Source organism: Bradyrhizobium sp. 157 (assembly GCF_023073815.1).
Taxonomy (GTDB): domain Bacteria; phylum Pseudomonadota; class Alphaproteobacteria; order Rhizobiales; family Xanthobacteraceae; genus Bradyrhizobium.
The window spans coordinates 88,838-101,906 of the sequence record NZ_JADPKF010000076.1; the positions used below are offsets into that span (position 1 = coordinate 88,838).

At 58.6% G+C, this 13,069-nt stretch carries 11 protein-coding genes; 8 read left to right on the forward strand and 3 right to left on the reverse strand.

What is annotated here, in order from left to right:
* Window positions 1-185 precede the first annotated feature (185 nt).
* The 3 genes from IVA95_RS19350 to IVA95_RS19360 all read right to left on the reverse strand — a co-directional run bounded on the left by IVA95_RS19350 (window position 186) and on the right by IVA95_RS19360 (window position 5,360).
* Window positions 186-923 carry an outer membrane beta-barrel protein gene (locus tag IVA95_RS19350; RefSeq protein WP_247511908.1) on the reverse strand — a complete coding sequence of 246 codons (738 nt, stop codon included), beginning with the start codon at window positions 921-923 and terminating at the stop codon, window positions 186-188.
* A gap of 217 nt (window positions 924-1,140) precedes the next feature.
* Window positions 1,141-1,455 carry a hypothetical protein gene (locus IVA95_RS19355; RefSeq protein WP_247511909.1) on the reverse strand — a complete coding sequence of 105 codons (315 nt, stop codon included), beginning with the start codon at window positions 1,453-1,455 and terminating at the stop codon, window positions 1,141-1,143.
* A 2,960-nt stretch (window positions 1,456-4,415) separates the two neighbouring features.
* Window positions 4,416-5,360 carry a LysR family transcriptional regulator gene (locus IVA95_RS19360; RefSeq protein WP_247511910.1) on the reverse strand — a complete coding sequence of 315 codons (945 nt, stop codon included), beginning with the start codon at window positions 5,358-5,360 and terminating at the stop codon, window positions 4,416-4,418.
* Window positions 5,361-5,802: 442 nt separating this feature from the next.
* Between IVA95_RS19360 and IVA95_RS19365 the strand changes: the two genes are divergently transcribed.
* The 8 genes from IVA95_RS19365 to IVA95_RS19400 are packed head-to-tail and all read left to right on the forward strand — an operon-like array spanning window position 5,803 to window position 12,965.
* On the forward strand, window positions 5,803-6,219 hold the full coding sequence (locus tag IVA95_RS19365; RefSeq protein WP_247511911.1) for a response regulator: 417 nt from the start codon (window positions 5,803-5,805) through the stop codon (window positions 6,217-6,219).
* Window positions 6,216-6,848 (forward strand): NodA family N-acyltransferase, encoded by a 633-nt coding sequence (locus IVA95_RS19370; RefSeq protein WP_247511912.1) that lies wholly within the window; start codon window positions 6,216-6,218, stop codon window positions 6,846-6,848. Before IVA95_RS19365 ends, IVA95_RS19370 begins: the two co-directional genes overlap by 4 nt.
* Entirely contained in the window at window positions 6,845-7,504 is a 660-nt protein-coding gene (gene nodB / locus IVA95_RS19375; RefSeq protein WP_247511913.1) for a chitooligosaccharide deacetylase NodB, read from the forward strand. Before IVA95_RS19370 ends, nodB begins: the two co-directional genes overlap by 4 nt.
* 14 nt (window positions 7,505-7,518) lie before the next feature.
* Window positions 7,519-8,877, forward strand: a complete 1,359-nt coding sequence (gene nodC, locus IVA95_RS19380) for a chitooligosaccharide synthase NodC (RefSeq protein WP_247511914.1) — start codon at window positions 7,519-7,521, stop codon at window positions 8,875-8,877.
* A 23-nt stretch (window positions 8,878-8,900) separates the two neighbouring features.
* Window positions 8,901-9,530: a nodulation methyltransferase NodS gene (gene nodS, locus IVA95_RS19385; protein ID WP_247511915.1), complete on the forward strand. Its 630-nt coding sequence runs from the start codon at window positions 8,901-8,903 to the stop codon at window positions 9,528-9,530.
* Window positions 9,531-9,541: 11 nt separating this feature from the next.
* The gene (nodU, locus tag IVA95_RS19390) at window positions 9,542-11,254 is read left to right on the forward strand and encodes a nodulation protein NodU (RefSeq protein ID WP_247511916.1); all 1,713 of its coding nucleotides are present in this window, start codon (window positions 9,542-9,544) and stop codon (window positions 11,252-11,254) included.
* A 4-nt stretch (window positions 11,255-11,258) separates the two neighbouring features.
* A complete protein-coding gene (gene nodI, locus IVA95_RS19395) occupies window positions 11,259-12,173 on the forward strand; it encodes a nodulation factor ABC transporter ATP-binding protein NodI (protein WP_247511917.1) in 915 nt (304 codons plus the stop codon).
* A gap of 3 nt (window positions 12,174-12,176) precedes the next feature.
* Complete coding sequence (locus tag IVA95_RS19400) at window positions 12,177-12,965, forward strand: ABC transporter permease (protein ID WP_247494280.1); 789 nt, start codon at window positions 12,177-12,179, stop codon at window positions 12,963-12,965.
* Window positions 12,966-13,069: the final 104 nt, after the last annotated feature.

The window sequence follows — 13,069 nt, forward strand, 5'->3', positions numbered from 1 at the left end:
CGCGTGCGATGACAGTGATCTTCAGCGCAAGCGCCACTCGTCCAATATGGGAGCGGTTTTTGGGTTTGGATTGCGACGACCCAGTCGCCTGGGATAACAGTATTGCCTGATGCAGCAAGCCCGCCCTCGCAAAAACAAGCCCCGGCCATGGGCCGGGGCTTTCGATCCGCCGTTCGTACTGCGGATCAATATTTCAGAAGAAACGGGCCGCCAAACTTATAGTTGAGTCGTGCAGTCACAAGATCGAAATCCTGGCGGATGCGATCGGTTCCGCCTGCGGGCGCGGCGAAGTGCACAGGTGCGGGCTGCATGAATAGGTGGTCGTACTCGAGGCTGACCGACCAGCTCGGCGCGAAACCGTACTCAATCCCAGCTCCCAATGCACCACCCCAAAGAATGTGGTCGCTCTTCCCAAGCTGCGCGCCCGTGAGGGTCGAGCTAATCTGATAGGTATTGCTCGTCACTGCGGCACCACCTTTGGCGTAAAATAGTACGTCGTCCACGGCATAACCGATCTGCCCCGTTACCACGCCGAACGCATCAATCTTGGTCTGGTTGATATCCGCAAACGCGACGCTGTCATTCGAGCCAGTCAAATCAGCCCAGTTCCCCTGGCCTTCAACACCAAGCACGATCTGGCCCATCTGCCTTCGATAGCCGATCTGGCCACCCACAGTACCGCCGGTCGCATCATGGCAGCCCTCAGGCGTGCCGCCATTGAAGTCCCAGCAATTCGAGCTTGAGCCCAAGCCGCCGTTCATACCGACGTAGTAGCCGCTCCAGTCGTAGATCGCAGCCGCGACACGTTGCGGAGCTTTGGCATAGAGGGGCTGGACCGGCTGCGCAGCCAGATCCGCGCCGAATGCGGGCGCCACCGCGCCAAGCGCCACAATGCTTACAGTCACAAGCAACAAGTTCTTCATTTCTACTCTCATGTCTTGAGTGCCCCGAGCCTTGCGCGTCTTAACAACATCCGCGCGAATTGCTGTAACTGCATCGCAACATTTGCGCCGAAAGGAATGCTTGAACCGAACCCTGCGTCAGGTTGCGGCGTTGCGGATCATCTTCAACTGCCTCGCAATGCTCCTTCGCGTGCGAACGTAGATTGCGTAGGCGTGGACGAAAAGCCGGCTGCTGATCTCAGCGGATGAAGCGCACCGCAAGCCACGTGATCCCCAGCCACACCGCAACCGAAAAGAGCAAAGCGCTTTGCAACGTGCTTGCTCTTATCCTGTGACGCCATCGAAGGAGCTGCGATGAGCAACCGGTGAAGCGCCGCCGCCGTACAACAGCTATCACTTCATCGTAATCTGCGAACCGGAAGTGAGAGCGATGCTTGCGAATATACGCCAGCCGCTCAGTGGGTGAGAGGCACTGTGCCCACACCTCCCATGCGTCATCATCAAAACACGCGCTATTCTCAAGGACTTCGGCGAGGCGCTCGTCAGGCTTCATGATGCATCCGCTGTACTGACTATCGCGGATCGAGTTCTAAGAGGGAAGTCTCACCTTCGAAACCTCTCAGTTTAGGTAGGCGAGTTCAGCGAATCGAACTCGGCCAGGAAGCATTTGTCACGGTCAATGCGGCGCTGATCCTGCGCGAGACGAAATTCGAAGTCGTGCGATGGCTCTGGATCTCTCTTCTCGCCCAGTGCAGATGGCCACGGGCATCGAAGCGGTGTAGATGCCGGAGGAGAGTGAAAGGTGCTCCTTGTCGGTGCTGCCGCAATCGTGCTCGCCGTCGCATTTAGTTCAAGCGTTAGCTCGCGTGCCAGACATATCTTCTCCGCGATGCGCACCAGCGCTGATTGGAATTCGGTCCGGCAATGGCTTCCGCGCATGCTAAGATCACACAAATGTACGTTGCAAGGTCCGGGGCCGGTTGTGAATCCACCGCCGTCGGCCCGATCGTCCGTGAACGGCCAACTCGCAGTCTTCACCGTCAGTGTCTCGGGTCAAATCGGCGATCAGTCACACGTTACACCGCGCTGTTGGGACTGACTCCACGCGAGCACGCGCGTGGCCTCCACGCTGCCTTGCGATTCTGTGCTCGCGAACTGACGACGGTGGGCGTTCGCCCTCGTGTGGCAGATCGGCAATTTCCTTGCTTGAGCAAGGCCGAATGCAGCATTAGGAACCACGGCGTGCGGGAACTCGGAGCGGCGGCGGAGCAGAAGTGCCGGAATGAAAGTAAGCGCCATAGAGCCGGGCGTGCTCACGTCGCTTGCGGGAACGCCAGCTGCGCATAGCGTATCCTAATCCAAAGCCGCCGAAGAAGATCATAGTGAGAAAAAGAAGCGGTGTCGTCATCTCGATGTCTAAACCGGAGGATTGCTTTGATGTGTTACGTCACACTCCCGCCATCGGTCGTTGACTAGTTGGTCGGCGCGATGCGGCGGATGCCTGGTTCCTACAACGTGACGCTACGTACGATTCAAATCCCTTCGGCTACTATAGCGCGACAATCTGGATGGGACGCACTTCCATCCTGATTGCCGCGCCGCAAGCTGCTCCCTCCCACTTGAGGTGACCTGCAGCAGCAGTGTGCGTGGAGCCAGGCATAGTATGCAGATCCGCGGAGTGGCCCACGCCGTGATCATTGCAGGAAAACGACATTCGTGATGGCTGATACCTGTGGTTTGGTCAGAGTGCTGCGCTTCTCTGGGCGGCATTGCCCCGCCCCGCCGCGGGCAACGGAGAAGACTTTCGGTCGCAGCTGAAACGTGGACGAGACTAGCCGTCTCGCGGCGCACTCGGAGTGCCGTTAGGACCTGGACTATTTGCGCGCCGCGGCGGCCGGCAGGCGGTCGCATTGCAGTGCAAGGGGTACCGTACTCATCCTCTGAGACCGAGGGCTTGAATACACGGTTCTTGACTTGATGATGCCGGAGAAGTGGTCCTGCCACCTGTCCCGCGGCCTGCCTGCTGACGAGACGAAACTGTTAGGAAAAGCAGGCTGCCTGTATACCAATCGCTGGGCGATCTCGAAAGGACCGCCGGTTCTCAAAACCAGGACGATGTCTTCTTATTACCCGATCGCGTGATCTAACTTACGCCTTATGCAGAATTCCGCCAGGTGCTAGGCGCAACCTCGATTTGATTAGACGAGTAAGAGTTGAACGTCTGATCGAGCAAATCGCCAAGAACACAGGCGCCATGAGTCGGGTCGGAGTTGGCTTCACGTGGACGTGAGCCGGATCAGTGTTGCGCAGCACAGTCCAGCTGTTGCGGGTAATGGCTTGCTCGTCCGGAAGCTCACTCACTTTCATCCTCGAACAGTATCGCTTTGGTGTGCGAGCGCTGGACATAGATGCTTTGGGTAAGATAGGCAAATCATGTTACCGCACCGAAGTAGCTCTTCGGGGTCAGCGGTAAGGGGCTGCAACTCGGGACTGACGGCGGCGACATCGCGCGCCACGCGCCACAATACTTTCGAAAATAAGACGACTGTCGCGAGATCCGAAAGGATCCCTGCACCCACGATCCGATATGACTGGATTGACCATGTCGCCCTAAATGATCAGAAGCTGGAGGTGGAGCAGGGCTTGGCGAATGGGAGCGGCGAACCGTTCCGCGCGCGGACATTGGCACAGTTGCCGTCCTCTCATCATAAATACTCATCACCGAAGCACGCGCGCAGCGGGACAATGCCGCGAGCTCATGGCGGGTGGATCCAGGTTGATCCTGCGGCCAGCGAGTTTGCCGTTGCGCTCCGTCATGCGGGATCAAGTACAATAAGAGTAAGACAACGCCGCTGAGATGAGCTGTCCCAACCTCCATGCCAGCCTTGCGCAATACCTCTCACTTCCAGGTTCCGCTCTCCCGAGTTACGTCAGCTCGCGTTGGGCTTTCCGGGCGCGACTGTGGATAGCGTTGGCGTTCGGCAGAACAAGTTGGTTCGACGCGAACGAGCCGGCATCGACCCTGTGGGGCGGCCCGCCAAGAGACGTCTAGCTACTGGCGTGCTTCGGCATTACTGCGATCGCCGGGACAGTAGACGGCAAGGAGAATGCCCACCGGCAGGCGAAGAGCGGTGCGGGTGCGCTACCAGTGACCACGTTTGCAGCCTCGATCGCAGGTCTTGGTCTACAACCTGACGCGGTGTACGATTCAAGGGATTTTAGTGCCGAGGCCGGATATCGTTCAACTGACTGGCCGATCATTTCGCGAGCTCTGAGCTCAGCTCATGTAGAACAGTGCGATGCAGCCCGTCGGATCAGCGGAAAGTCGTTGCGGAGCGCCGCCGAACGAGCTGTATGACGCGCAAGATCGTCACGCCAGCGCGAGATCAATAGCGCCGCCGACCCGATCAAACTACGCTCAAGCGCGCCAATCCGAACACCAGCGAGGACCGGAGCTTCGAGCCTGGCGTAGATCTGGTTAACGGAGAGTAGGTCGCAAACGGCCGAACAATCCTAGAACGGGCCGTGACATTGGTTGGTCTCGGACGGAGAGACCATCATGGATGCCTCTTGCAAGAATATGTTGCGCATCCAAATGCTTGCAGGATCAGTATTATGAATGGCCGGCCATTGGACGGCCTCGGTGAATGTGAGAAGTCGCAGCGGAGGTTCGATGACCCGCAGGGGCATCGTGTTTGCGAAATGGCTGACCAGTCTTGAGGGCATGCTCGCTATACGGTTGGTGCCCAATAGCATAGGCGGAATCATACCAAAACCCTGCACAGCGACCTCGGTGCGTATCTTGAAACCATGCTCGAGCAAGAGCCATTCGTGGAAGGAGGGCCTCAGGGAGCGCCCGAACTGGGCTTCCACGTGCCCGATGGACATGTACTTCTCGAACGTAAGTCGCGGCGCCAGCTGCTTGTTCATGGGGCAGCCCACGCAAACGAAAGTGTCCTCGAACAGTGCCGCCTTGGGATGCGCACTCGACATGAACATCTCCGGATACATGAGAAAATCGACTTCGCCGCGCCGGAGAAGTTCATCGGGTTCCTCTACGGGCGGCAACAACTCGAAATTGATTGTTGGAGCTTCCCGCGCGACGCGGTCCACGATTCGTCGGAGAAACACGACAGTCATGAAGTCGGACAGGATGATCCTGAATCGCCGATTCGATTGAGACGGATTGAAGCCGTCCGGAGAAATGATGGAGAGCTGAATGTGAGCGAGAGCCTCGCGAATCGGGACTGCGAGCGATTCAGCCCGCGGCGTTGGGACAAGCTTCCGGCCCCTCATCGTGAATAGCTCATCGCGAAAGTAAGTGCGAAGCCGCGCGACGGCAGCACTCATGGCAGGTTGACTTAGGTTGATGCTTCTTGCCGCCGCAGTGAGATTGCCTTGCGTCACCAGGGCGTCGAACGCGACGAGGAGATTCAGATCGAGGCCCTTGAAACGCATAATCCTGAGTGATCCACGTTATGAATGTGTTCTATCGATACAATGGATTTTACCATTTGTACCGAATGAGGATAGCAAAGGATAGTTTAGCGAGATGTCAGATCTATCAGAATGGTTACAAATCGTTGCGCGTCTCAGCCCAGCGCCAGGGATCGATCAAGACATCTGGACCGTGCGGTCGCAGTTTCGCGCGTGTTGCGCAGGTCATATCTCGGCGACCTAGCACGGTGGGAATCCGCAAATGTGGGTGGGCGTATAGGACGAGCAAACCTTCGTATGGCTTCGCCAACCCATTATATGTCGGCCGTGTACCGCCGTAGAATTGAGCGAACGCTCAACCTGGCCGTAGATCTCCGTCCAGTTGGACCCCTCCGGTTGCGGGCCCCAAATGTGTTTTGGTGGCATCCGATTGCGTCCTTGCTGCGGGGAAATCGTGCGGAACATGCAAGCGAAGGCGTCCTGGGCGAATCTGATGCGAGTTGCGCACACGATCGACGTCGTATCCATTGTGAATGCAGATCGGTCAGTGCGTGAAGCTCTGACGGATATGGTGTTTTCCGCGGGTTACGTACCCGAACCCTTCGAGAGCGCAGACGAGTTCTTAAAATCGGGCCGCCGTTTGATCACGTCGTGCTTGATCGCGGACACGCAGTCGAGCGGGATGAGTGGCTTTGAGCTTTTCCATCATCTGGCTGCATCCGGAGGCGCGATTCCCACCGTCCTTCTCACAGACAACTCCGAAGACGATATGAGGCGAGTCCTGCAAGCTGGACTCCAGTTCTTGAGCAAGCCTTTCGAGCGTAGCGAACTGCTGGCCTGCGTCAGGAGCCAGATAATGAATAGGAATTACTCTCTATGAAAATGATCGCGCCCGGATCCACACGAGGTGTTTCGGCGCGCCCTCCAGTTCGTTGGAGGCTGTGCTGGGAAAATGAGCTTCAACTTGCTGACCATATTGACTTGTCCGACTTCTTCCGGAAGACCTATGGTCCAACCGGGGCATTCAATGCAAAGCCCTTTGAATGTCATCGAAGCTGGGCCGGCGCAAGGCCTGAGATTCGGGCAATCGGCTACGATGATCGTGGCGTCGCGATTCACATCGGCGCACTGCGCCGCTTCATAAAAGTTGGTGAGGTCGATCTGCTTGTGGCTGAACTCGGATTGTACGGGGTACGCCCAGATCTCGAGGGGCTCGGCATCAGTCACTCCATCCGCGTGATGTATCCCGTATTGCGAGATCTTGGGGTGCCGTTCGGCTTTGGCACGGTCCGATCTGCCCTTCAGAAACATATTACCAGGCTGCTCGGGCGACAGGGATTGGCGACTGTTCTGCCAGGGCTCCGTGTCCGGTCCACTCGTCCGGATATCTATCTCACTGTGCCTCCGACGCGCGTGGAGGACGTGGTCGTCCTTGTTCTGCCAATTGCGAGGCCAATGAGCGAATGGCCGGCCGGTGAGATGATTGAACGGAACGGGCCAGAACTGTGACGTCCGCAGACGACGAGACTGAAGCGCGGAGCGACTACGCCGACGCCGGCGGAGAGCACTGCGTCTATCTGACATTTGATGATGGTCCCAACCCGCATTGCACGCCGGCTATCCTGGATGTGCTGGCGCAGCATCGCGCCCCCGCGACCTTCTGCGTGATCGGTGCATATGCAGCGGGTCAGCCGGAGCTGTTCCAGCGCATCATTGCAGAAGGGCACGAAATCGCAAACCACACAATGACGCACCCGGATTTATCCAAATGCATGCCGGATGAGGTGGAATACGAGATCCTCACGACGAACAAGGTCATCGGAATGGCCTGCCCCCGAGCCTCTGTGCGGCACATGCGTGCGCCGTATGGGATTTGGACCAAGGAGGCCCTTGCCGCGTCGGCGAAGGCCGAACTGGCAGCCCTGCACTGGTCAGTCGACCCGCAAGACTGGTCTCGTCCTGGCGCCGAGGCGATTGTTGCCGCGGTGATGGCCTCGGTCCGGCCGGGGGCAATCGTGCTCCTGCACGACGGGTGCCCTCCCGACGAGTTGGAACGCCGCCCTCACTCTGGTCGGCGCGACCAGACTGTGACGGCGCTCGCCCAGCTCATTCCAGCACTGCGTGACCGTGGATTTGCAATCCGGTCGCTTCCTCAAACTCACTGAATAGATCAATCCCCATGAGCCTGCTTGCCACCATCAGCACCGTTGCTGTTGCCTCCTACGCGTTGCTCTCCAGCGTCCATAAGAGTGCGCAGGCGCTTTATGCGCTGCGAACCGACGCCTCACTGCCGCCGTACGACCCGATCGACAACGGTGCTCTGCCCAGCGTGGATGTCATCGTGCCCTGCTTCAACGAGGACCCGCGCACGCTGGCGGCCTGCCTGAAGTCTCTCGCAAGCCAGGACTACCCAGGGCGATTGCAGGTCTATGTGGTCGATGACGGCTCTGCAAATGTCGGTGCAGTGGCCCCGGTCCATGGGAGCTACGCATATGACCCGAGGTTCAACGTCATTCTGCTGCCAAGCAACGTTGGAAAGCGCAAGGCGCAGATCGCAGCGATACGCCGGTCGTTCGGCGATCTCGTGCTCAACGTCGATTCCGACACGGAAATCGCCAGCGACGTGGTCAGCAAGCTCGTACGCAAGATGCAGGATCCAGCCGTCGGCGCGGCCATGGGGCAATTGACGGCCAGCAACCGGAACGACAGCTGGCTGACCCGATTGATCGACATGGAGTACTGGCTGGCTTGCAACGAAGAGCGCGCGGCGCAGACGCGCTTTGGTGCCGTCATGTGCTGCTGCGGGCCGTGTGCCATGTACCGCCGTTCCGCGCTGCTGTTGCTGCTGGACCAGTACGAGACGCAGTTCTTCCGGGGAAAGCCGAGCGACTTCGGTGAGGACCGTCATCTGACGATCCTCATGCTCAAGGCAGGGTTTCGAACCGAGTACGTTCCGGACGCCATCGCCGCCACGGTGGTCCCGGACAGGCTCTTGCCGTATCTGCGGCAACAGCTCCGCTGGGCGCGGAGCACTTACCGCGACACGCTGCTGGGTTTGCACCTGTTGCCCGGCCTGGACCGGTACCTTACGCTCGACGTGCTCGGACAGAACCTCGGGCCGCTGCTGCTCGCCATCTCATCGATTGCCGCGCTCGCTCAGCTCGCGCTCACCGGCACCGTGCCCTGGTGGACCGGTCTGACCATCGTCGCGATGACCATGATTCGATGCAGCGTGGCGGCCGTTCGTGCCGGCGAGCTTCGATTTCTCGGCTTCTCGCTGCACACCCCGATCAACATCTTCCTCCTGCTCCCGATGAAAGCCTATGCGCTCTGTACCTTGAGCAACAGCGACTGGCTCTCGCGCAAAGTAGCGAAATCATCAGACGTCGATGAATCGAAGGCCTCGATCGAAGACGCGACAACTGGACCAAGCCTTAACCCGGCATCGGAAACGCCTGGCTCAATTCGCGGGGCAGGTCTTTCGCGCGCTCCCTCGCAGCTGATCGCGTCTGATGGCATTGCGGCCGAGACTGACTGACAGCTTTGTAGGGGGATTTAGTGGTGAGCGTGGACAAGACATATCAATCGTTGCAACGGGAGCTGACTAACGATGACCCGTGGCGGCTTGACGACAATCCGTTCGAACGTGAGCGTCACACCCAATTGCTACGGCTATCGCTGTCGAACGGCGCCGTCTCAACAGGCCTCGAGGTCGGGTGCGCTGCCGGTGCATTCACAGAGAAGCTTGCTCCTCACTGCAAACGGCTCACGGTCATCGATGTTATGCCGCGAGCGATCGGTCGAGCGGTCCAGCGGACCAAGAGGTGGTCGCATATCAGCTGGGCGGCGACCGATATTCTGCAGTTCTCGACCGAAGAGCTGTTCGATCTGATCGTGGTCGCCGAAGTTCTCTACTACCTCGAAGACATGACACGGATGCGTACCGCAATCGACAAGATGGTGAACATGCTTGCTCCACGTGGGCATCTGGTCTTCGGATCTGCACGTGATGCCATCTGCAGGCGATGGGGGCATGTCGCTGGCGCCGAGACAGTCATCACGATTTTGACTGAAGCGCTCATTGAGGTCGAACGCGTGCAGTGCCAGGGGCAGTCGGCTGACGAAGACTGCTTGTTGGTCCGCTTTCGCAATCCGGAGCGATCTTCGATCCGTCCTAACGGTCGAGCTTGAAAGGAGCCACTATGCGTATCTGCGGTATCAAGTTGACGCATGACGGGGCAGTCGCTCTGATCGAGGACGGCCGGGTGGTGTTTTGTGTCGAACAGGAGAAGCTGAACAACAATCCGCGTTATCAAACCATTGACAATCTGGATGCCGTTGTTGGCGCCTTGGCGGAGCACGGGCTGGATCCGAGCGATGTTGATCAGTTCGTCATTGATGGCTGGGATGGAGAGTTCGAGTCGCAGTTTGAAGTCCTTAGTGGGACGACGACCATCAAGCTCAAGGGCGCGCCGTATGTCGAACGGCAAGGCGATAGCCCCCTGACGTCCCGCGATCGCATCGGCCTCATGCTTGATGGGAAGCTATATCCCTATCAAAGCTATCCCCATGTCACCGGGCACGTAGCATCCGCATACTGCGCCAGCTCGTTTGCCAAATCCGCACAATCTGCTTTCTGCTTGGTGTGGGACGGCTGCATGTTTCCACGCCTCTACTATGTCGAGCCCCACGGCATCCGGTTCATCGAGTGCCTGTTTCCGATGATAGGTCACGCCTATGCGACGGCAGGACATCACTTTGGACCTTACAGGCGGGCAGACCGGACCAGCTGGGATCTCGGTATTGCCGGCAAGCTGATGGCCTATATCGCGCTGGGATCGCCCGACGAGGACAGTATTAAGACGTTTCATGAACTTTATGAGGCGCACTTTGCCACGGATGCTGAGGGCGCTTGTCCTGAGCTTGAAGAGGTCAACAGCTCACAATCGCCACTTGAAGCTTTGCACGACTTCTTCGATGCGTGCGCAATGCGATTGAAGGAAAAGCAAGCCGAAGACGTCCTTGCGTCATTTCACGTCTTTCTAGAGCGTCTGCTGGTTCGCACCATTGCTGATGTTGTGGAGCGGCATTCGGATCTTGCAGGGGCGCGTAACCTCTGCATAGCCGGCGGCTGTGGCCTGAATATTAAGTGGAACAGTGTATTTCGTGCGACTGGCCTGTTCGATGTCGTGTGGGTGCCGCCCTTTCCGAACGACAGCGGCTCAGCCATTGGTGCTGCTTGCTCTGCACTGGCGGCACAGCAAGGCTTTAGAGCTCTGGAATGGTCGGTCTACAGTGGACCGGCCGTTCGTCCCAGCGAAGTCCCGCCCGAATGGGAGGGCGCGCCCTGTACTATGGGCGAACTTGCGGCAATCCTCGCTTGCGACAAGCCCGTGGTCTTCCTTGCCGGGCGTGCCGAGCTTGGACCACGAGCTTTGGGTGGCAGAAGCATTCTCGCGGCTGCGAGCTGGGAAGGAATGAAAGATCATCTCAACGACATCAAACTTCGTGAGCATTTCAGGCCGGTAGCGCCGATATGCCTGGAGGATCGTGCGGCGGAGATTTTTAGCCCTGGAATACCCGATCCGTACATGCTGTTCGATCACCAGACGCGACCGGAATGGCGGGACAAAATTCCCGCCGTCGTGCATCTCGATGGATCTGCTCGTCTACAGACCGTTTCCAGAACCTCTCAGCATAAAGTGGCCGAGCTTCTCGTCGAATACGAGAAGCTCACAGCCATTCCGCTGCTTTGCAATACCAGCGCCAATCTGCATGGACGCGGCTTTTTCCCGGATGCTGCCGCCGCGTGCCAGTGGGGACGCGTCGATCACGTATGGTGTAACGGCCTGCTGTACACAAGAAAGCGCGCGAGGGAGGAAGCGGCGCGAACAACGTCCGTCGCGATGGCGTAAGCAAATGTCAACCGCGGCAGTCGACCTTTTCCAGGTGAGCAAGTTCTACGACGACAGGGTCGTCGTGGACGCTCTTTCGTTTACCGTCTCGCCGGGAGAGTGCTTCGGTCTGCTGGGACCAAACGGCGCGGGTAAAAGCACGCTTGCGCGTTTGATCCTGGGTGTAGCATCGCCCGATGCAGGTAAGATATGCGTGCTCGGCGAGCCAGTGCCGGCACGGGCGCGCTTGGCGCGGCGGGGGATCGGGGTTGTCCCACAGTTCGATAACCTTGATCTTCAGCTCACGGTGCGCGAAAACTTGCTCGTTTTCGGGCGCTACTTCGCCATGAGCGCGGCTGAGGTGAAAGCGGTCACGCCGTCACTGCTCGAATTCGCGCGCCTGGAGAACAAGGCGGATGCCCGCGTCGCCGAACTGTCCGGCGGCATGAAGCGACGCCTGACGTTGGCACGGGCCCTCATTAACGACCCGCAGCTCTTAGTGCTTGATGAGCCGACGACCGGCCTTGATCCGCACGGCCGTCACCTGATCTGGGAACGCTTGCGCTCGCTATTAGCGCGCGGCAAAACGATCCTTCTCACCACCCACTTCATGGAAGAGGCGGAGCGATTGTGCGACCGCCTGTGCGTGCTTGAGCACGGCCGTAAGATCGCCGAAGGTCAGCCTCACGCGCTGATCGAGCAGCAGATCGGCTGCCAAGTGATCGAGATTTACGGCGGTAATCCGCATGAACTGCTGCCGCTGGTCAGACCCCAAGTGCAGCGCGCTGAGGTGAGCGGGGAGACGCTCTTCTGCTATGTCACGGATCCAGAGCAGGTGCGCCTCCGGCTTGCCAACCGCACGGATCTCCGCTTTCTGCAGCGTCCTCCAAATCTGGAGGATGTCTTCTTGCGGCTAACCGGGCGAGAGATAAAGGACTGAACGATGTGGCAACGTTTTGCGCCGGCGCTCCCTGCTAATCCATGGAACTGGATCGCGGTATGGCGCCGCAATTTTCTGGTCTGGCGGAAAGTCGCTCTGGCATCGATTCTTGGGAATCTGGCCGAGCCGATGAGCTCTCTGTTCGGTCTCGGTTTTGGCCTTGGAATGATCATAGGTGGTGTTGAGGGGACCTCATACATCTCGTTTCTGGCGGCTGGCATGGTCGCCACAAGCGCGATGGTCTCCGCAACCTTCGAAACGATCTATGCGGCTTACGCTCGCATGCAGACAAATTGCACGTGGGAGGCAGTGCTCTGTACGCCCCTTACGCTCGGCGACATTGTTCTCGGTGAAGTGGCATGGGCAGCGAGTAAGGCCTTGCTCGCCGGGACGGCGATCACGATTGTCGCCGTCGCGCTGGGTTACGCAGAGTGGTCATCCATCCCCTATGCGTTACCAGCCATCGCCCTCACTGGCGTTACTTTCGCGAGCCTCGCAATGGTCGTTTCAGCACTTGCACCAAGCCACGACTATTTCATCTTCTACCAGTCGCTCATTCTCACGCCCATGATGTATTTGAGCGGGGCGATCTTCCCAATGAGCCAGTTGCCCGGTTCATTTCAACGCATCGCGGCCTTATTGCCGCTGACTCATTCGGTCGATCTCATTCGTCCAGCAATGCTCGGTCGGCCGGTCGACAGCGTCGGATTGCATGTGGGCGCACTTTGCATCTACGCAGCATTTCCCTTCCTCGTCTCGGCCGTGCTGCTTCGGCAGCGCCTGATGCGGTGAGAGGAACAAGACCTAAAGCGAAGCATCGCGTGTGCGAGATGAGATATCGGGCGTAACGAACTTCCGATCGCGTGCGACGCTTATGTGAGTCTCCTCACGCTAGC